This window comes from Bacillus sp. BPN334 (genome assembly GCF_008368885.1).
Taxonomy (GTDB): domain Bacteria; phylum Bacillota; class Bacilli; order Bacillales; family Bacillaceae_G; genus Bacillus_A; species Bacillus_A wiedmannii.
Map to the genome: position 1 here is coordinate 95,894 of NZ_QOZW01000012.1, position 18,887 is coordinate 114,780.

Genomic DNA, 18,887 nt, shown 5'->3' on the forward strand with positions numbered 1-18,887 from the left:
AGTCTAGTTCTTCACCTAGACTCCTTTTTATTTTGCTCCTTTATCTCCATCAACAGCTCAATAATTTTCTCATTTTGCTCCACTTGTTTCTCTGAATTTTGATAGATGACACGAATCCACCCTAATACAAAAACAACTACAACTATCGGCAATAGTGCAAGTATTATACCGAATATCGAGAAATTAAACATCATTTACCCATCACCTCGCTGCATACAACTTTCTCCATATACCTACTAAAACCTGCAATTTTTTACAAATAAAAAAAAGAACCTATCAAACGATAGATTCTTCCTTCGCAAACTGAGCAGAACGTCCTCTCGTAATAGAGAAAATCGCACAAAGCAGCGCTAATATAATAAAGCCGCCTCCTACCCAAGCGTTATATATAACAGATGATTTTTCAATAACAACTCCGCCTACTGTTGAACCGAGTGCAATTCCTAAGTGAAGGGCAGAATTATTTAAACTTTGCTGAATACCAGCTGATTCTGGCGCAATTTCAATTAAATAATTTTGTTGCGCTGGCGAAATAGCCCAGCTCAGCATACTCCAAAGTCCCATCATAATAATGAACAGCGGGAATGAGAATGTCATCATTGGTAATATAAAGATTGCACATGCAAATACAATAATGATGGAAATAATACTTTTCTTCGATCCCCATTTATCAGCAAGCAAGCCCCCAAGACCGCCTCCAAGTACCGCTGCAATTCCGAAAATGAAGTAAAATACACTAATCCAATCCGCTTCCACGTGCATCACATCTTTTAAAAATGGTGTTAAATATGCATATAGTGTTAAATGCCCCGTTAAAAATAAAAATGATGTTAACTGTGCACTTACGATTTTCTTATCTTTTAACGTAGCAATTTGTTCTCTTATTGATAACACTGATGTCGGTGGTACTTTCGTTAAGAATAATGAAATACAAGCGATTGCTATAACTGTTAATACCGAAATTAATACAAATGGTGCACGCCATCCATATGCATTTCCTAGTACAAGTCCAAGTGGTACTCCAAGTACGAGCGATCCACTAATCCCCATGAAAATAATTCCAATTGCACGCGCACGAAAATGCGGTTCTACAACACTAGAAGCAAGTGTTACTGATAGTGCAATAATAAGCGAACCACTCGCTGCACAAACAACCCTTGAAAACATTAACATCCCGTAATTCACACTAAATGCTGAAATAATATTTCCGATTAAAAAAATTGATAATGCCCCAATGTATAATCTTTTTCTTTCAAATTTTCCAGTTACCGCTAATAAAACCGGACCTGATAAAGCAAACACTACTGAAAATATTGTTATAAGCTGACCAGCTGCACTAATAGATACTCCTAAATCATTGGCAACTAGATCGAGCGTTCCTCCTATAATTAGCTCAACCGTTCCGACTACGAAAGCCGCGATAGCTAAAATATACACACGAAAATTCAAGTTTTTCCCCACGCTTTCTTTTTGGTTACTACGACTATAGTAACCAAAAAAGAAATTGAAAACAAGTACAATTTTTTTACAGTAAAAAAACAGGCGTATCATACGCCTGCCTTCTAATTATGAAACACTATTTTTGTTCTTCTTATTTAAATACCAATACACCGGCAGTCCAGTAAAGACAATTCCAATTGATAAGAAACAACTTACCGGATCATTAATAATCGCACTTCCAAGTACAAACAATGATCCTGAAATCGCAACGATTGGTACAATCGGGAATAACGGTACACTGTATGCACGCTCTTTATTCTTGTTACGTTTTCTTAAAATGAAGACACCAATAAACGTCATTACATAGAAAATATAAATAATGAATACGGAAATCTCAGATAGCTTATTCGGATCACTAATAATCATTAAAATAATTCCTAAAATGATTTCAACAGTAATCGCATTTGCTGGTGTTTTAAATCTTGGACTTTCCTTTGCGATAAACTTAGAAAACGGAAGGTGTCCACGCTCTGCCATCGACATCGGAATACGTGGGAACGTTAAAATCTTTCCATTTAAACAACCGAAAATAGAAACGATAATACCGATACTAATGATTTTTCCGCCATATTCTCCAAGTAACATGCCCGCAGCTGTCGCTGTTGCATTCTCTCCAAGGTCTACAATTTTCGCTGCTGGTAATACATTTAATAACGCTAAGTTAATTAGTACGTAAGCAGCCGTTACAATTAAAATCCCAACTGTCATCGCTTTCGGTAATAACTTTGTTGGATTCTTCATTTCTCCGCCAATCGAAGCAAGTAGAATCCAGCCGTCATAAGCAAATAATGTTGCTAAAATTGCCATACCGATACTTTGATTTTCTGATATCGGCACTACTACATTAAAGATATCGCTATTCCCTTTCCAAAAACCTAGTACAACAATTAATACGATCGGAATCATTTTCCCAATTGTCGTGATTGTTTGAACGATACCTCCGTATTTTGTTCCCAGACTATTTACAACGCCAAGGAACACAACTGTTCCAATAGCAATTGGTAAATTCCATACTTTATCTAAATAGAAAAAATTAATCATTAAAGAACTAAAGTACAATCCTAATGTTCCAATAATAGCTGGTCCATAAACAATCGTTTGCATCCAGCCTGATAAATATCCCCAAAAGCTTCCGTAAATCTCCTCTAAATACGTATACAACCCACCATTTTTCGGGATTTGCGCTCCAATTTCAGCTACTGTTAAACCACTGGCTAGCGTCAATAGTCCACCAATTACCCAAGCAAGAATAGCCATATTAGAACTCCCTGAGTAATCTAATACGCTCCCTGGTTTCATAAACACACCAGATCCAATAATCGTTCCTACTACGATAGAAAGTGCTACTGTTAAACCAATTTTGTTCTTCTCATCATGATGCATGCTGCGTATCCTCCTTCCAATTCTAGTGTGATGCAAAAATGAAATAAAAAAACACTCCTCCCTAAAAAAGGGACGAGTGTTGTATTCGTGGTTCCACCCTTGTTTCAATTCGCAAAGTAACACACTTCACCAATTTCTCAAGTCTAAATAACGGTTTTTGCCGGCAAGCAATTACTAGGTATCCGTTCACTGCTGCAGTTCAGAGGTGGTAATCCAGTTTTCCGTATTAGGAAGCTCACAGCCAAAGGCTTCCCTCTCTGAGAATCGTAAAAAATTGATCATGTCCTCATCATCACTTCTTGATGTCGAATTTTGTAGTTATTGTTCATTATATTGAATTGTTAGAAAAAATCAATATATTTTTTTATATAACATAAGAAATATTTCTCTTCTTATATTATAACAGAAGTTACGACACTTCTCTAATTCCCTAAAAATGGTACAATCTATATAGGAGGTGCACCAATAATGATTGCTGTTTTTTGTATCATCGCTACGTTTCTTTCTGTTCTATTCGCTATCATGTACAGGCACAAGTATCCTGGTTATAGCATTTTAGCGGTAGCTATTATACCAGCTGCTGCCTTCTACGTATTAGGTAAATACCAATACACAGAAGTGTTTATCGGTTTTGCAATCTTCTACTGCGTCTTTGGATACATACTAACAATGAAAAAAATTTTATTGAATCATTAAAAGGGACCGATTTCTGCTAACAGAAATCGGTCCTCGCACGTACCTTCCGGTTGCCCACACGAAAGATACGACTTCACTCAATTATTTCTCATCTTTTTTCATAAAAATCTTATGATGCGGAAGATCCACATTCAACGCCTCTAATTGTTTCTTCTCATTTTCTAAAATCGCTTTTGCTTTTGTTTTCGTTGCCTCATCTAATCCCGCAAACATGTTTTCATGCTTCTCTTTCTCTGGAAGTTTCACACCTAGCTTTGTTAATTCTTCTTTTACTTGCTCATGAGTTAATTTCCCGGATTTTTCTTGTTCGAAAATAGACTTTGCTTTTTCTTTTGTTGCTTCATCTAAGTCAGCAAGCATGTCTTTATGCTTACCTTTCTCAGGGAATTTCACACCTAGCTTTGTTAATTCTTCTTTTGCTTGTTCACGTGTTAGTTTGCCGGATTTCTCTTGTTCTAAGATTGATTTCGCTTTTTCTTTTGTTGCTTCGTCTAAGTTAGCGAACATATCTTTCCGTTTTTCTTTCTCTGGAAGGTTTACACCTAACTCCTTCAACTGTTTCTTTGTATCGTCCATAATCGTTTTTACTTTTTGTTTTGTAGCGTCATCCAAATCTTTTTTCGCCGTTTTTGTAGACTGCTCAGCTGCTGGAGTATTCGTTGCCGCGAATGCCGGAATACCGACTCCTCCAATGATTCCGAATGATAAAGCACCTGCAATCGCTAAATACCCAACTGTTTTCTTCTTCATAGGAAATTTCCTCCTTCATATTTCTAAAGCATGTACACTATCGTATACAATGCCTATAGTAATGTTGGTTTCTTAACATTTCCTTAACGACTTAACCAAAAAACACCGCTCATCCCGAGCGGTGTTTTTCTAAGCTTTTTGTAATTGTAATTCTTCACGTTCCATTATTCTTCTTAATACAATTGTTTGTGTCATTGTAAATAAATTACCCGTTATCCAGTACAACACAAGTCCTGATGGCGCCGCAAATCCCATAAATAGAATCATTGCCGGCATCATAATTTGCTGCATTTTCAGCATCTGTACTTGTTCTCCAGGTGTAATATTAGATTGGAAAACTTTCATCTGAATAAATGTCGTTAACGCTGCGATAATCGGTAATATATGATAAGGATCTGCATGTCCTAAGTTCACCCATAAAAATGAAGATGTGCGAATCTCTTCTGTTCGGCTAATCGCATAATACAAAGCAGAGAAAATCGGCATTTGTATAAAGATTGGCCAGCAACCAGCAAGTGGATTCCAACCGCCTGATTTCATTAGTTCCGACATTTCCTTTTGATACTGCTTTTGTTTTTCAAGATCTTTACCCACATCACCGTATTTTTGTTTCAGCTTCTGCAGTTCAGGTTGCATTTTCTTCATTTTCGCTTGACTACGATATTGCGAAACAGCTAATGGAATCATGGCTGAACGAATAAAGAGCGTCATAATAATGATAGCAATCCCGAAGCTAGCTCCTGGTATATGATGAGCAACAAATTGAATCATATACGAGATTGGATATACGAAATAATGATCCCAAATTCCCGTACTATGTGCATCAATTGGGGCTGCATTACTGCAACCAGATAAAACAAAAACAAGTAATAATGATAAACTAACGAGCACAGCTCGGTATGATTTTAACATGTTCATTCCTCCAATGTTTCGTAATTATTTAGCGAAACATTGGTGTATACGGACCGACCTCGTCATTCTCTTCACTGGATTCTTGTCTGCGCACAGAACGAATCATTCCATATTTATAAAAAATAGAGAAAAGCGATACATTACCAGTACCCTCTTCACACGTATTAACTAGTTTAAAAGCTCTTTGTCTACCGCTTGATGCTTGCTGACGCACAAAGCGAGAAACATTAGCAAGGAAGAAAACTTCTAATAAACAAAGTGCTGTCGTTACAAACGATATATATAGAATTGCATCCTGCAATAAAAATTCCATCGCTTCACATCCTTAATAAGGTCATTTTAGCACATTCCACAAACATTCTCTATTTCCTTTTATCGTCAAAAAAGTATTTTGCATATTTTCTCAAGAAAACTATGCTAAAAAACTAATGTATTCGCTTTCTTTAGTATATTCACACGCATCCTTGTATAGGTTTAATTTGTTAGAAATTTATAAAATTTTTGCATTATAATAAAACTATTGCCAGTTTTTGAAAAAACCTTTATTCTCTTCTTGTAATCAAAAATGAATATGGAGATGAAACATACTATGGGTCAACTAGGAGACGCCGATTACGTTCCCGACACCGCCTTTTTATCCTTCCCAGCAGCTAAAACATTCCACTTAGAATTTATCATACAGTTGGTTGTTATTTTCGTAGCCTCTATTTTGTATGCAATTTCTATGAATATGTTCTTTATCCCGCATAACATGATTAGCGGTGGATTCGCTGGTGTAGGGATGATTATCGGTTATTTAATGCACTACAATATCGGTGCACTTATCTTTTTACTAAACATTCCTCTTCTTATTTTAAGTCACTTTTACTTAGGCAAGAAGACAACCTTTTTAACAGCGTACTTTGTAGCTGTATCATCGTTAGCGATGAACATTATCCCTGTACACCAAGTTTCAGACGATATTTTACTATCTTCTGTATTCGGTGGTGTAATCTGTGGAGCAGCTTCAGGGATCATATTCCGATTTGCTTCTTCAACAGGTGGCTTTGATGTTGTTGGATTGATTGTAGCGAAACATCGAGATATTTCAATTGGAGCAATCATCTTTGGATTCAACTTAATCTTACTTGTTGCAGCAGGATTTATTTTCGGATGGGATATTACGCTTTATACGTTAATTAGCCGGTTTGTAGTCAGCAAAGTTATCGATGCTGTGCATACGAAACATATTAAATTAACGATAATGACAGTTACAGAAAAAGGCGAGGAAATAAAAAGCGCACTATTGCATCACGGCATACGCGGGGTGACAATGGTAGATGCTGTCGGCGGCTATACAAACCATAAGAAAAAAATGATTTACACTGTCGTGACTCGCTATGAGTTAGGCGAAATGAAACGTATTATCCGTCAAGTGGATAACAAAGCATTCATGAACATTACTGAAACAGTTGAAATTGTCGGCCGTTTCAAACGCATATAAAAAAGGTTAATACATGAAAGGGCATAACATATTAGTCATATATAATATGTTATGCCCTTTGTTATGCAACTAACGCACCCTTTAGCATAATAAAATCACGAAGTTTATTACTACAAATCGGAGAATAGCATTCCATATACAAAACTATCTGTCCATTCATTTTTATTCCAAAAATCTTGTATGAAATGGGCTTCCTTTCTCATACCTATTCGTTCACACAATTTTTTTGAAGCAGTATTACGTGCATCAAGGTTAGCTTGTATACGGTGTACATTAAATTCATTAAATAATTTAAATACCAAACTACTTACTGCTTCTGTTGCCAAACCTCTCCCAGCTACTTCATTTGAAAAACTATAACCAATCTCAACAGTATCTTTCATATTTGTGTACCATACGGATAAATCACCAACTACTTTAGCCTTGTATATAACTGCCAAACTTAATATTGATTCTTCAGTAAGTACACTGTTTGCTAGCTTCTTATTAAATTTTTTCTGCATGTCTTCATGAGTCCACTTATTATGTAATAGGAACTTACATGTATCATCATTATTATAAATAGCAAATACATCCTGTAAATCAGTACTCTTAAAAGGTCTAATTATTAATCTTTCTGTTGTGATCTCCAAGTTAGCTCTCCTCCCTTACATTCATGCTACAAAACATTTTTTATAGTATGTAAGCTTCCTTCTTAAATCTCACCTTGATTACATATTTCATCATAATAAATTAAAATCCTTCTTCCACTAAACTGCATTGTTAGTGGTATTTCCTTGCGATTTTTATTTTTTACACTTATTACAAAATCAGATAATTCTATTATTGTGGCCCTAAATGTGTTATAATGAAAGCAGACTCACAAAAAAAGAGTATATAGACTTGGAAGTTTCTCTTATTTTTACAAGCAAAAAGAAACGAGCAGTCAGGTATATTTCAAACACCATACACGTAACGGTTTAAAAAACCGATCATCTTAGTTATTCTTCCATGATCTTTTTATAAAAAGATACGTACAACTAAAATTCACTTCAATATACTATACCTACCTTTTTGACTTCCAAATCATCTTATTACATAAGGAGATGAACATATGAATCAATATATAAGATATACAATAGCTGTCCTGTTTGCTATTATCGGCGGAACAATCTGCTTCTGGACAAACACTCAGCTTGGAGAGAATATCATTTTTAATGGAATCGAAACGCTTGTAAGCGCTTCAATTTTAGGTGGATACATTTACTTCCTCTTCAATCCAGAAGAAAATGCACAAAAAACAATGTTATTAACAATGATCGGAATCGTTGGCGGATGTATTTCCTACTCAATGACTAACTATACATTACCACTTCAATTAAGCTCAGCTTTCTTCCACGGTCTATGGACTTGGTTCATTGCATTCTGCCTAGCAGACGTATTCAACCTTTTACAAGACAATGAAGAAGAAAACGGTCGCCAAATTGAAAGTAACTCGTAAGCTGGAAGAATATCTTCCAGCTTTTTTGTTTGTTATTCTTTCTTGTTCATACCCATTATCAAAATAAAAAGAAGCTACCCTCATGGCAACTTCTTTTCCACATACCCCACTTAGTATTCACTAAAATATATCAACGATTTTTCAAATATATCGATCATTTCTCCACTTATATCGGCGATTTTTTCATTATATCGACGCTTCGACACAACATATCGACTTACCGACATTCAAAGCGTACAATATACCCTATCCCCCAAGCAATTTACTGCCGAACTCTACGATTAAAAAGATAACTAATAGGATCGCGAGTATCTTTAATGCTACATATGCTACTTTAAAAACAGCATAAATGAGCAAGACTATTAAAATAATCGTTAAAATTTCCATCTAGAATTCCTCCAAGCTTTGCTCTTCTAATCTTATTTTACTCGCCCCAGACTTTTTATGGAACGGCAGAAGACGACATAGAAAAAAGAGGATACCTTACCCATCGTAAGATACCCTCTCTTTCAACTGCTCAAACCATTCTCTCTCTAATTGTAAATATCCCAGTTCATTCTTTTCAGCATTCTGTAATTCTTTATCGGCTTTCTTCATATACATACGGGAAGCTTCTAAATCATTCTCTGCATATGTAACAATTGCTTGTGCTCGATAATACCCATGTAGGTCTATTTTTGTAATGGCCTTCCCATGCACCTTCGCTTCTTGCAGAGAAAGACGATCCATCTCATAAAGAGCTTTATATAAAAGATACCAACTGTGAAAACTGCTAACGAAATATTTATTTTCTTTCGTTACAGGGAGCTGGGCAACTTGTTCTATATATGGTATCGCTCTTTCCATTCCCTTTTGATCCGACCGGGCAAGGAAGACAAGCATAAGTCCGCTCATGATCTCTCTTATACTTTTATGTTCTTTTATTTTATCTTCGGTAAGTTTTACTAATCTCTCGTCCCAATCTTTCGGCCTCTTATAACTAAATAACTCACTCGATACTTGAATGTTATATACATGCTGCTTCGCCTTTTCATCATCTTTAATTAAAATAAGAAATTGCATACCATCGCTCATAAGCGTTCCTTTTATCGGTACGATTGTAACCGCAAAAATGATAAAATGGAAAACAGAAAAATATAACAGATATTGATAATAACTTACCATGTATATGTAACCAAAAGTAATACCAAATAGTAAACTTGTTATCGGTCCACCTAAAGTCATCCATGCCCATTTTTTCGAAAGGTTCGGTGTTACTATAGAAGGCGGTATTAACATTGCCACGCCTCCGAAGTACGCCCATAATTTATTTTCTCGAATACGTACTTTCCCCTTCTCTTTTTGAACAGTAATAGGCCCTACTGTCATAAATTTAAATGTCAAACCACCCATTACGCCGAATATGACATGTCCTAACTCATGAATGATTACCACTAACAGAAAAATAGCCAATAATGCCCATATGTTCAGCATTGTTTCTAATTTTCCAGTTCGGATTACTCCGTATAAAATGGACAAAACTAACGCCACCGTCATAGAACCAGCTGGCCTTCTTAAAATATCCACCTTTTTCTCCCCTTAATAAATCATTTTTCTCTGCATCTCGTACATGAATTTTCCGAGATGCAATATCCAAATAAATGAGATTAAGCCAATTAATACAAAATCGATATCACTAGCCGCTGTATATATAACGGCAGCCCACCATACATATGCTAATATTGTATTCGTAAATTCATACGCTTTATATCCAGCTTCATGCACAATGTGCTTTAATCCTTCATCTGCGTTTTTCGTCCACATTTTCATAGATTCCATATATGTTACACCTTGTTCAGGATATAACTTATTATAACGATTTTTTGTTATGAGCCCGATAACCACTACAATAGTCAAACAGACAATAGCAGCTACTAAATTCCACACTGCAAATGACACATTTGTATCCTGCAACAGTGCACGTCTACATGTAATAACTGCATATACAAACCATGCCTGGGTAACTATATCACCTACACGTAAATATATACTTATAATACCTAACTTTCTGCCTTGTACGCTCTCTTCTTCATCGCGTGCCTCCGCTAACATACGTGTATTCTTCCAAGTGTAGTACATCATTAAGATTCCAAAAATAGTACATACACCTATAAATGTATTAGATGATAATTTTCTCGGTTCATCCGAGGGTAAATTTAAAGCTATATAAGATGTTAAAAAGCCACCCATCATACTTAATGCTATTTTCCCCACAAAATCAAATTGTTTTTTTCGTTTACTCTTCATCATCCTCTTCCCCCTCCACTAACGTAAATATTTCCTCCACCGGTACATTGAAAATTTGTGCGATTTTTAACGATAATACGATAGATGGTGCATAATCCCCGCGCTCAATTAAACTAATCGTTTGCCGTGATGATCCTATCGCTTTCCCTAAATCCCCTTGTGATAAACGATACTTTGCTCGCAATTCCCTCACTCGATTTTGAAGCTTCATGTCTTCCCTCTTTTTCATTTATTTAATTAAAATTGTAAATAATATCCTTATCTTTGTCAATTATAATTGTCATTACGACTATAATAATTGACAAAAATAAAGATGTATTATGATGAAAATAACTTATATAATGAATGTGAAATATTAAACAAAGGAGGTTCCATATGAAGAAAACATCTACCTTTTCTTACATTCTTACTAAGCTTACAGCAGCTTTATTATTATTATTACTTATTAGCACGCTTCTCTTAACAACTAGTCAACAAACATTATATAGTTTCTTAGCTGGATTACGAGAACTACTATATGTTCCCTTCGTTCCTATTCTTGCGGCATATGCAATTTTTTGTTCTATTTGCATCGATAAATTGAAATTAAAAACATATACAAGACTGAAGACATTATGCCTTTATATTTTTTGCGGCTATTTATTTTCTCTTCCATTCCTAATATTTAAAGAAGCTAGTCTAATACAGTTCTTGTTTCTCGGATCAATTGGAGCAGTGTGTTCTCTTTTTTTCTACTTATGTGCAGTTATAGCAACAAAATTTAAGTGGATACAATATGTCGTGCCAGGTATTATGCTTATTATATTTATCACAATCAACTTAATCGATCTAGGAAAGATTGGAACATCAAAAGAACAATGGGTCGAAACAAAAACAGAAAACTCTTTCGAAGCATCTTTTCAACATTTTAGTGGTGAACATAAAGTCCCCATTGAACTAAAACGAGGTGACATATTAGAATTTACCATTGAATCACGAGCTGAAAATCCAGATGGCTACATGGGAGCCGTAAAAATGGCTAGTGAGTTTCAAGAGGAAGAAAATTATTTAGCTTCAAACGGTCCTAATACATACCAATTTGCAGCAATTAAGACGGGAACGTATTACATTATAGTTAATGGCAATAAGTTAAAAGGAAAGTTGAGAATAGATTGGAATATAAAATAAAAAGGCAGTGCTTTTGCACTGCCTTCCTAAATTCTGACATAGAATGGATTCCATATTAACTTGCGTTTTGTAACAATACTCGTTTTAACTGTTTGCGGAAACGAACACCTAACGTAATTGCTACGATAACGATAACTCCAACAATGATTTTACCGATATGATCTTCTAGCACTCCAAAGATGTCATGTAAGTTTCCACCTAACCAATAACCACCGATTAAGAAGAATGATACCCAAAATAGAGCACCTGAGTAAATTGTAATTGCAAAACGACGGAATGGTAAGTTAATAATTCCTGCAAAATATCCTGTAAAATGACGTACACCAGGAATAAAGAAGCCGATAAAAATAAGGAAGTATCCATACTTATCAAACCACATTCTTGTTAAGTCGATTTTTCTTTGTGTTAAAAATACGTATTTCCCATACTTTTGAACAAAGGGCATACCTAATTTATTTCCTAAAAAGTATTGAATTGTCATTCCTACACTTGTCCCAATAAAGGATAAGATAATTAAAATCGGTAAACTTAAATCGCCCTTCTGTGCTAAAAACCCCGCATATGCTAACGTTGGCTCTCCCGGAAACGGAAGTGCAATATATTCTAACAGCAAACCAACAAGTACAACATAGTACCCGTACTGCTGAAATAATTCATGAACCCACTCCATGTCATCTCTCCTTTCAATCACGTACAACTTCTTACTATTATTGTATAAAAAAATTGTCGAAATAACTATCACAATAGCTTACATTTTTATTACATTTTTGTAAGGCTCACACTAAAGTTTTCTGTTCTTTATTTACTTCTATGTACGTTCATTTAAAAACAACTTAACAAATATATACCGTGAGAAACCTGGCCTTAATATACATTTTTCATCCATTTTTTAACACTTAAAAATCACCTTATTTCGTTCTCAATAAAAAACCACTACAAACTCATACTAACTTCATATTAGCTTCATATACGTATTGTAAGATTATAGCGGAATTTGTTGAAAAATTTAACTAATATATTACTAATCATTAAATTGAATAAATATAAGTCGCTTTTCGAAATTAAAAAAAGGGTGAATAAGAAATGGAAGCTTATAAAATGCACGATTTTATTAATACAAATGTTGAATCTCACCAAAATGAAACCGTTTTTAATTTACACATATGTGAAACAAGTGAATTTGACGTAAGTTTAACAAAATCTACAACACTGTCTTTTATCGTTTCAAAAAAGAACATTAAGATTGTTACGAAAAAATGGATTAATTCAAATCAAGAAAGCATGATTGGTAAAAGTTACATCATTCCAACGAAAGCTTTCCACTACTTCTTACCAATTATTTCTGAAACTGAAGATGAGCTAAATATTCAAGTTCAAAGTTTTGGACTGCATGGTGAACTTTTACTAAATGAAAGATTACTTATTGATAAAAACAACAAACAAAATCCAAAGATTACTACCTTCTTTGAAACATTAGATGAAAATGTAAATAAAGTATTACGAGGATTGCAAATTCATTGTATGTAAGACTATTACAATAGTAAAAAGGAGAATATAATGAAAAAACTATTATTAAGCGCACTATTATCATTAGGATTTTTAACTATTCCATTCACAAATGCTGAGGCAGCTACAACGAACGATCAACTGATTGTAAACACGCAGTTAAATAAAATGGATTATTATCAAAATGGAAAATTTATAAAGAGTTTTACTGTCGCTACTGGAAAAGCAGCTACTCCTACACCTAAAGGTACTTTTCAAATCGTAAATAAAATTAAAAATCGTCCTTATTATACAGGCAAAATTAAAGGCGGCGATCCACGTAATCCACTGGGTGACCGTTGGCTCGGACTAAACATGGCAGGAACTTACGGAACAACTTATGCGATTCATGGTACGAACAATAATCAGGCAATTGGCAAATGGACAACACTAGGTTGCATTCGTATGTATAACAATGATATACACTGGTTATTTGAGCGTATTCCCCAGCAGGCTACTGTCACTGTAAAATAACCTAACAACACGATTTACGTGTAGCCAAGAATTTTATATCTTGGCTTATTTTATTTCTTCATTTACAGTAGCAAAACAACTGTATTTACATATATAATAGGGATAGATTGTATTAAGTAACATCTAAACATTGATAAACATGGATATTAAAATTATACAGTTATAATATTTTATAAATTTTACAATACATACTATAATAGAATTACTGTAATTCTTAAATATTCAGTTTCACTAAAACAACTCCCCTTGCTACTTTCATGATTATTTTATGGCGGGGGCTTATTATATGTATAAACAATCTGAGTCATCGGAAAAATGATGAATTCGAATATTGCAGTAAAAAGCGTTATTTAGGAGGTGTTACTATGACGCATATACTGGTGATTGAAGACAACCCAGATATACAAGAACTAATTCGTGAATTTCTAATGGCACAAAACTTTACCGTTGATGTCGTTGGCGCTGGAACAGAAGGTATACTTCTTTTCCAAAAAAATTCATACGATCTTGTCCTCCTTGATGTGATGTTACCAGATATAGATGGCTATAGTATTTGTAAAATTATGCGAGGACAATCTGATGTACCGATTATTATGTTAACAGGCTTACATAATGAAGAAAGTGAAATTAAAGGATTTGAATTAGGTATTGATGACTATATTACGAAACCGTTTCATTACACCGTATTTATTAAACGTGTAGAAGCTGTATTAAGAAGGGCAGCAACGAAGGAAGCAGAAACCGCAACTATACTACAATTCCGTGAATTGATGTTAAATTCTACAGCATATGCCGCTTATGTTCATGGTAATCAAATTGAATTAACAACAAAGGAATTTGAAATTATTTATACTTTACTGCAAAATCGGGGAAAAGTATTATCAAGAAGTGATTTGCTGAATAAGGTATGGGGCTATGAACATTATGGTGATGTAAGAGTTATAGATACACATATTAAAAACTTAAGAAAAAAATTAGGGATTCCTTATATTAAAACGGTGAAAGGCATTGGCTACAAAATCGAATCGTAGCACAGACAACATCACCAAAAATATCTTCATCAAAACCTTATTATTTTGTATTCTTTTATCACTTTGTCTTTATCAAATTATTTACTTCCTAGCTTCAAACTACGATAAAGAACGTTTTGCAAAAGAAAATGGAGCGCTGTCTACAGAACAAGCGGATTCAGACAAACAAAACGACCAAAGTAAAACGAATCAAAATAAAGCTGTATCACAGGGAGACATTTTTAATTTCCAATCTTCTATTATAGATTATAAATCACTCTCTACAGCTATCAATCATCTTTTGCAGCCTAGCCAAACTGCAAAAGCAAAAGAACATACACAAAGTAGTACGGGGAAAAATAGCACTTCTGCTCCACTTACAGAGATGGAAAAGCAAGTCGCTACTAATGATGCCTTACATAAACAAAATGCAGCAAGTAAAACAAATGATGCACAAGATAATCCAAAATTAACAGATGTACTGCAGCAATTAGCTCCACATATTGGCGCGACAATGCTTGCATTATCTTTACTCGGATCTTTAATTTATACAAAACTAATTGCCAAACCTTTTCAATTTATGAGCGATGCTTTAAAAGATATTATGAATCTTGATTTCTCAGATAAAAAGCTACTTAACAAAAATACAGACCAAACTGATTTTAATTTACAAGTAGCTGCTTCACAGGTCCCAAATATCGTGAAGAATTTACATGCAAGCAATCAAGATTTAAGAAACGAGCTCAAGAGAGAACAACAATTAGAACAATCTCGTAAAGAATTTATGTCTATGGTATCCCATGAATTAAAAACACCAATCGCAGCCGTTATGGGACAACTAGATGGCATGATTCACGGAATTGGAGCTTATAAAGATAGAGATAAATATTTAAAACGTTCCTATGAAATGATGCAAGATATTAACATATTAACGGAAAAAATGTCGGAATTATCCAAAATACAAAACCCTCAATTTAAACCTGATTTAAAAGTTATCTCATTAACTACTATTATTGAGGATGTTATGAAGAAAGTAGATTACTTTGTATCTGTAAAGCAATTAAATGTTCAATCTAACATTAAGCAAGATGTACAAATTTTAGCTGACCCTAAATTTATTCAAACTGCTATTTTTAACATTATTTCAAATGCAATTCATTACACAATTGACCATCAGCATGTATATATAAAGCTTTATGAAAAGCCAAACGGTTACGCATTAGAAGTACTAAATACAGGTTCACAAATAGATGAAGATAAACTCGCCCATTTATTTGAACCATTCTATCGCGCAAACCCTGACAAACACGGCTTAGTACAAGGTAGTGGTCTTGGGTTATACATTGTAAAACAAATACTAGATAAGCATCAGTTTCCTTATGGGATACAAAACACACCTCAAGGTGTAAAATGCTCCATTGTATTTCCAAAAGCAATGTAAAAACCTACTACAATTTCATACCCCAAATTCATACTTCGTATGAGTGGCGGAATTTTGTAGAGTGTCTTACTCTGTTTCGTTCGCCCGTTGTCCTTATTTGGATAGCGGGCGTTTTTTATTATTTAAAAGGAGGATTTTCATGGAGAAATTTAAGTATTCATTACTTGTTTTATTCGGAGCTTGTAGCTACGGCGTACTTTCAACGATTTTCAAACTCGGATTCATTGATGGATTTTCAGCACATCAACTATTAGGAGGACAATATGTCTTCGGATGGATTGGGCTTCTTCTGCTCGTTCTTTTCGTTTCACGTCATAAAGTAACAAAAAAGCAATTCTTTTCCTTACTAACAGTTGGCACAACAATGAGTATGACTGGTATCTTCTACGCTATTTCTGTAGAAGAACTACCAGCATCTATCGCTGTTGTCCTACTCTTCCAGTTCACATGGATTGGTGTAGTTATAGAAGCAATCGCTAATCGAACATTACCAAGCCGTGAGAAAGTTATATCTATCATTATTTTATTTACTGGAACATTGTTTGCAGGCGGTGTCTTTGAAGGTCTCGGACAAAACTTTTCCACGAAAGGTATTATCTTTGGTCTATTAGCCGCTGTCTCTTTTTCATTCTATGTTTTTGCAAGCGGGCGTGTTGCTACAGAAGTTCCGCCTTATACGAAAAGCTTTCTTATGACAACAAGTGCTACTCTTATCGTATGCCTATTCTTCCCGCCAACCTTTTTAACGGATGGTGCCCTGCAAGCCGGTCTTTGGAAATACGCTTTCTTCCTCGGATTGTTCGGCGTTGTCGTACCTGTCATTTGTTTTTCAATTGGTGTACCGAAAGTAGGAACAGGACTTAGTACAATACTAGGAGCAGCTGAATTACCAACGGCCATTATCGCTTCTATTACACTTGTACATGAAGTCGTAACCTTCATGCAGTGGATTGGGATACTCTTTATACTACTTGGCATTTTTATTCCTCAGATGCTTACGGCTAGGAAAGAAAAGAAACATAGTAGCGTGCATAGTGCGTAACAAAAGACCTTTCATTGATTTGAAAGGTCTTTTTCTCTATCTCACTTTACTGCTCCATATAGCTTTTCTATCTCATGCTCGATTTGTTTTACATCAATTCGTTCAAATAGTGGTTGCACACTATCAATTCTATTCGGCAACGTATTTTGAGGCTCCCAATTTCGGTTCACAATCGATAACGTGTTTCTAACTCTTTCACTTGAAAATGGTAAAAACGGTTCAAGGAGATTTGCAAAATTAGCGATAAGATACACACAGTTATAAATCGTTTCTTCGCATGAAACTGGATCATCTTCCCTTTGTTTCCAAGGCTGCCTCTCATCAAAGTATTTATTTGCAAAACGTACGGCATCGAATATTGTTTCTAGCGCCACCTTAAATGTAGTTTGCTCAATCAACTCTCCTACATTTTTATATAATCCTTCTACTTTATCTTTCAGTTCTACATCAATACTTCCCTGCGGCACAATGCCATCATAATATTTTTCAATAAACTTTAATGTCCGGTTCACAAAGTTCCCGTATGCACCTAACAATTCACTATTATGACTGTAAATGAATTCACGCCATGAAAAATCAGTATCACGATTTTCTGGTGCATTTACTGTTAAAAAGTAACGAATAGAATCTGGATTGTAGCGTTCTAATATGTCAGGCACCCATACTGCCCAGTTTTTACTTGTAGATAACTTTCTTTTTTCAACTGTTAAATATTCATTTGAAACGATATGACGAGGAATTGCTCCTTCTCCTATTCCAAGCAATACTGCTGGCCAAATGATGGAATGAAACGGAATATTATCCTTTCCGTGCACATAATATGTTTTCGCTTCTTTATCCCAAAACTCTTGATCATCTTTCCCTGTTTCTTCAGCCCAATGTTTACTCGCCGAATAATATCCTGTCACTGCTTCAATCCATACGTAAATTTTCTTATCTTCATACCCTTCTACTGGAATTGGTACCCCGATTGGTAAATCACGTGATACGGCCCTATCTAGTAATCCTTCCTTTACATATCTCTCTGTTAGCTGAATCGCATTGTCACGCCATGTTCCTTCTTGTTTTGCGATTTCTACTGCCTCTTTAATTTGCTGCTGAAATGTATGCAATGCAAAATAAAAATGCTCTGTTTCCTGTACGGATGGCGTACTACCGCATAACTTACATTTCTTTTCTAACAAATCGAGTGGATCTAAAATAGCTGAACACGCATCACATTGATCTCCTCTTGCTGCTTCATGGCAATGTGGACAAATGCCTTCTACATAACGATCAGGTAAAAACTGCGTACACGTTTCACAATACGCTTGTTCCACTGTTTTTTTATAAATATAGCCTTCTTCCAATAAACGTAAAAAGACATTTTGCACAGTTTCATGATGGTGCTCACTATCTGTACGTGTATAGCAATCATACGTAAAACCAAGGCTACGAAAACATCGCTGGAACTCTTCATGATACTTATCAGCAATTTCCTTCGCCGTCACACCTTCTTGTTTTGCCCTAATTGCAATCGGTGTTCCATTACAGTCACTTCCCGAAACATACAACACATTCTCACCTTTTGCCCGGTAATAACGTGCTAAAATATCTCCAGGTAACAAACTCGCAATATGTCCAAGATGTAACGAACCATTTGCATACGGCCAAGCGCCTCCAATAAAAATACTCATCTTACATTCCTCCTTTTAAATATAAAAAAGCCCCGCCCTTAT

At 35.0% G+C, this 18,887-nt stretch carries 22 protein-coding genes and 1 other annotated feature; of the genes, 9 read left to right on the forward strand and 13 right to left on the reverse strand.

The window, feature by feature from the left end:
- Positions 1 to 11: 11 nt before the first annotated feature.
- From DN393_RS18255 to DN393_RS18265, 3 genes are all read right to left on the reverse strand, one after another.
- Positions 12 to 194, reverse strand: a complete 183-nt coding sequence (locus DN393_RS18255; RefSeq protein ID WP_088047832.1) for a hypothetical protein — start codon at positions 192 to 194, stop codon at positions 12 to 14.
- A gap of 82 nt (positions 195 to 276) precedes the next feature.
- Positions 277 to 1,461 (reverse strand): MFS transporter, encoded by a 1,185-nt coding sequence (locus DN393_RS18260; protein ID WP_098103575.1) that lies wholly within the window; start codon positions 1,459 to 1,461, stop codon positions 277 to 279.
- A gap of 105 nt (positions 1,462 to 1,566) precedes the next feature.
- On the reverse strand, positions 1,567 to 2,883 hold the full coding sequence (locus DN393_RS18265; RefSeq protein ID WP_098103571.1) for an APC family permease: 1,317 nt from the start codon (positions 2,881 to 2,883) through the stop codon (positions 1,567 to 1,569).
- Positions 2,884 to 2,948: 65 nt separating this feature from the next.
- Positions 2,949 to 3,185: a binding site (T-box leader), on the reverse strand.
- 166 nt (positions 3,186 to 3,351) lie between these two features.
- On the opposite strand from DN393_RS18265, the gene DN393_RS18270 reads away from it, so the two are divergent.
- A complete protein-coding gene (locus tag DN393_RS18270; RefSeq protein WP_064476261.1) occupies positions 3,352 to 3,579 on the forward strand; it encodes a hypothetical protein in 228 nt (75 codons plus the stop codon).
- 81 nt (positions 3,580 to 3,660) lie between these two features.
- On the opposite strand, the gene DN393_RS18275 is transcribed toward DN393_RS18270, so the two are convergent.
- The 3 genes from DN393_RS18275 to DN393_RS18285 form a co-directional block, all read right to left on the reverse strand.
- Positions 3,661 to 4,329 (reverse strand): hypothetical protein, encoded by a 669-nt coding sequence (locus tag DN393_RS18275; RefSeq protein WP_149173746.1) that lies wholly within the window; start codon positions 4,327 to 4,329, stop codon positions 3,661 to 3,663.
- Positions 4,330 to 4,458: 129 nt separating this feature from the next.
- Positions 4,459 to 5,241, reverse strand: a complete 783-nt coding sequence (gene yidC, locus DN393_RS18280; protein ID WP_098103570.1) for a membrane protein insertase YidC — start codon at positions 5,239 to 5,241, stop codon at positions 4,459 to 4,461.
- A 28-nt stretch (positions 5,242 to 5,269) separates the two neighbouring features.
- Positions 5,270 to 5,554, reverse strand: a complete 285-nt coding sequence (locus DN393_RS18285) for a hypothetical protein (RefSeq protein ID WP_000394931.1) — start codon at positions 5,552 to 5,554, stop codon at positions 5,270 to 5,272.
- Between the two features lie 276 nt (positions 5,555 to 5,830).
- On the opposite strand from DN393_RS18285, the gene DN393_RS18290 reads away from it, so the two are divergent.
- Positions 5,831 to 6,724: a YitT family protein gene (locus DN393_RS18290; RefSeq protein ID WP_000530035.1), complete on the forward strand. Its 894-nt coding sequence runs from the start codon at positions 5,831 to 5,833 to the stop codon at positions 6,722 to 6,724.
- Positions 6,725 to 6,834: 110 nt separating this feature from the next.
- Here the strand turns inward: DN393_RS18290 and DN393_RS18295 are convergent, their stop codons facing one another.
- Positions 6,835 to 7,356, reverse strand: a complete 522-nt coding sequence (locus DN393_RS18295; protein ID WP_064476258.1) for a GNAT family N-acetyltransferase — start codon at positions 7,354 to 7,356, stop codon at positions 6,835 to 6,837.
- 461 nt (positions 7,357 to 7,817) lie between these two features.
- Between DN393_RS18295 and DN393_RS18300 the strand changes: the two genes are divergently transcribed.
- The gene (locus DN393_RS18300; protein WP_001077775.1) at positions 7,818 to 8,204 is read left to right on the forward strand and encodes a DUF3938 domain-containing protein; all 387 of its coding nucleotides are present in this window, start codon (positions 7,818 to 7,820) and stop codon (positions 8,202 to 8,204) included.
- Between the two features lie 246 nt (positions 8,205 to 8,450).
- On the opposite strand, the gene DN393_RS18310 is transcribed toward DN393_RS18300, so the two are convergent.
- The 4 genes from DN393_RS18310 to DN393_RS18325 form a co-directional block, all read right to left on the reverse strand.
- The gene (locus DN393_RS18310; protein ID WP_000404783.1) at positions 8,451 to 8,591 is read right to left on the reverse strand and encodes a DUF3985 family protein; all 141 of its coding nucleotides are present in this window, start codon (positions 8,589 to 8,591) and stop codon (positions 8,451 to 8,453) included.
- 96 nt (positions 8,592 to 8,687) lie between these two features.
- On the reverse strand, positions 8,688 to 9,740 hold the full coding sequence (locus tag DN393_RS18315) for a site-2 protease family protein (RefSeq protein WP_064476333.1): 1,053 nt from the start codon (positions 9,738 to 9,740) through the stop codon (positions 8,688 to 8,690).
- A 42-nt stretch (positions 9,741 to 9,782) separates the two neighbouring features.
- A complete protein-coding gene (locus DN393_RS18320) occupies positions 9,783 to 10,490 on the reverse strand; it encodes a DUF3169 family protein (RefSeq protein ID WP_142289384.1) in 708 nt (235 codons plus the stop codon).
- Positions 10,480 to 10,701 (reverse strand): helix-turn-helix transcriptional regulator, encoded by a 222-nt coding sequence (locus DN393_RS18325; protein WP_088047828.1) that lies wholly within the window; start codon positions 10,699 to 10,701, stop codon positions 10,480 to 10,482. The genes DN393_RS18320 and DN393_RS18325 overlap by 11 nt, the downstream gene beginning before the upstream one ends.
- Positions 10,702 to 10,865: 164 nt before the next feature.
- Between DN393_RS18325 and DN393_RS18330 the strand changes: the two genes are divergently transcribed.
- Positions 10,866 to 11,657, forward strand: a complete 792-nt coding sequence (locus tag DN393_RS18330) for a hypothetical protein (RefSeq protein WP_149173747.1) — start codon at positions 10,866 to 10,868, stop codon at positions 11,655 to 11,657.
- 55 nt (positions 11,658 to 11,712) lie between these two features.
- Here DN393_RS18330 and DN393_RS18335 read toward each other — a convergent pair whose 3' ends face one another.
- Positions 11,713 to 12,327 carry a DedA family protein gene (locus DN393_RS18335; RefSeq protein ID WP_088047827.1) on the reverse strand — a complete coding sequence of 205 codons (615 nt, stop codon included), beginning with the start codon at positions 12,325 to 12,327 and terminating at the stop codon, positions 11,713 to 11,715.
- Between the two features lie 413 nt (positions 12,328 to 12,740).
- Here DN393_RS18335 and DN393_RS18340 point away from each other — a divergent pair, with 413 nt between their 5' ends.
- The 5 genes from DN393_RS18340 to DN393_RS18360 all read left to right on the forward strand — a co-directional run bounded on the left by DN393_RS18340 (position 12,741) and on the right by DN393_RS18360 (position 17,169).
- Positions 12,741 to 13,184: a DUF3978 family protein gene (locus DN393_RS18340; protein ID WP_000388758.1), complete on the forward strand. Its 444-nt coding sequence runs from the start codon at positions 12,741 to 12,743 to the stop codon at positions 13,182 to 13,184.
- A 30-nt stretch (positions 13,185 to 13,214) separates the two neighbouring features.
- Positions 13,215 to 13,676: a L,D-transpeptidase gene (locus DN393_RS18345; RefSeq protein ID WP_000735052.1), complete on the forward strand. Its 462-nt coding sequence runs from the start codon at positions 13,215 to 13,217 to the stop codon at positions 13,674 to 13,676.
- Positions 13,677 to 14,041: 365 nt separating this feature from the next.
- Complete coding sequence (locus DN393_RS18350; protein WP_000148838.1) at positions 14,042 to 14,707, forward strand: response regulator transcription factor; 666 nt, start codon at positions 14,042 to 14,044, stop codon at positions 14,705 to 14,707.
- Positions 14,685 to 16,127: a sensor histidine kinase gene (locus DN393_RS18355; protein ID WP_000201984.1), complete on the forward strand. Its 1,443-nt coding sequence runs from the start codon at positions 14,685 to 14,687 to the stop codon at positions 16,125 to 16,127. Before DN393_RS18350 ends, DN393_RS18355 begins: the two co-directional genes overlap by 23 nt.
- Before the next feature lie 139 nt (positions 16,128 to 16,266).
- Positions 16,267 to 17,169: an EamA family transporter gene (locus tag DN393_RS18360; protein ID WP_064476256.1), complete on the forward strand. Its 903-nt coding sequence runs from the start codon at positions 16,267 to 16,269 to the stop codon at positions 17,167 to 17,169.
- A gap of 41 nt (positions 17,170 to 17,210) precedes the next feature.
- Here the strand turns inward: DN393_RS18360 and metG are convergent, their stop codons facing one another.
- Positions 17,211 to 18,845 carry a methionine--tRNA ligase gene (metG, locus tag DN393_RS18365; RefSeq protein ID WP_064476255.1) on the reverse strand — a complete coding sequence of 545 codons (1,635 nt, stop codon included), beginning with the start codon at positions 18,843 to 18,845 and terminating at the stop codon, positions 17,211 to 17,213.
- Positions 18,846 to 18,887: the final 42 nt, after the last annotated feature.

Bases quoted from the DNA above. Each gene is read 5' to 3' on its own strand.
- DN393_RS18335 (WP_088047827.1), bottom strand. From the start codon at position 12,327: ATGGAGTGGGTTCATGAATTATTTCAGCAGTACGGGTACTATGTTGTA.
- DN393_RS18315 (WP_064476333.1), bottom strand. From the start codon at position 9,740: ATGACGGTGGCGTTAGTTTTGTCCATTTTATACGGAGTAATCCGAACT.
- yidC (WP_098103570.1), bottom strand. From the start codon at position 5,241: ATGTTAAAATCATACCGAGCTGTGCTCGTTAGTTTATCATTATTACTT.
- DN393_RS18330 (WP_149173747.1), top strand. From the start codon at position 10,866: ATGAAGAAAACATCTACCTTTTCTTACATTCTTACTAAGCTTACAGCA.
- DN393_RS18265 (WP_098103571.1), bottom strand. From the start codon at position 2,883: ATGCATCATGATGAGAAGAACAAAATTGGTTTAACAGTAGCACTTTCT.
- DN393_RS18290 (WP_000530035.1), top strand. From the start codon at position 5,831: ATGGGTCAACTAGGAGACGCCGATTACGTTCCCGACACCGCCTTTTTA.
- DN393_RS18255 (WP_088047832.1), bottom strand. From the start codon at position 194: ATGATGTTTAATTTCTCGATATTCGGTATAATACTTGCACTATTGCCG.
- DN393_RS18350 (WP_000148838.1), top strand. From the start codon at position 14,042: ATGACGCATATACTGGTGATTGAAGACAACCCAGATATACAAGAACTA.
- DN393_RS18270 (WP_064476261.1), top strand. From the start codon at position 3,352: ATGATTGCTGTTTTTTGTATCATCGCTACGTTTCTTTCTGTTCTATTC.
- DN393_RS18300 (WP_001077775.1), top strand. From the start codon at position 7,818: ATGAATCAATATATAAGATATACAATAGCTGTCCTGTTTGCTATTATC.
- DN393_RS18275 (WP_149173746.1), bottom strand. From the start codon at position 4,329: ATGAAGAAGAAAACAGTTGGGTATTTAGCGATTGCAGGTGCTTTATCA.
- metG (WP_064476255.1), bottom strand. From the start codon at position 18,845: ATGAGTATTTTTATTGGAGGCGCTTGGCCGTATGCAAATGGTTCGTTA.
- DN393_RS18360 (WP_064476256.1), top strand. From the start codon at position 16,267: ATGGAGAAATTTAAGTATTCATTACTTGTTTTATTCGGAGCTTGTAGC.
- DN393_RS18320 (WP_142289384.1), bottom strand. From the start codon at position 10,490: ATGAAGAGTAAACGAAAAAAACAATTTGATTTTGTGGGGAAAATAGCA.
- DN393_RS18285 (WP_000394931.1), bottom strand. From the start codon at position 5,554: ATGGAATTTTTATTGCAGGATGCAATTCTATATATATCGTTTGTAACG.
- DN393_RS18345 (WP_000735052.1), top strand. From the start codon at position 13,215: ATGAAAAAACTATTATTAAGCGCACTATTATCATTAGGATTTTTAACT.
- DN393_RS18340 (WP_000388758.1), top strand. From the start codon at position 12,741: ATGGAAGCTTATAAAATGCACGATTTTATTAATACAAATGTTGAATCT.
- DN393_RS18310 (WP_000404783.1), bottom strand. From the start codon at position 8,591: ATGGAAATTTTAACGATTATTTTAATAGTCTTGCTCATTTATGCTGTT.
- DN393_RS18325 (WP_088047828.1), bottom strand. From the start codon at position 10,701: ATGAAGCTTCAAAATCGAGTGAGGGAATTGCGAGCAAAGTATCGTTTA.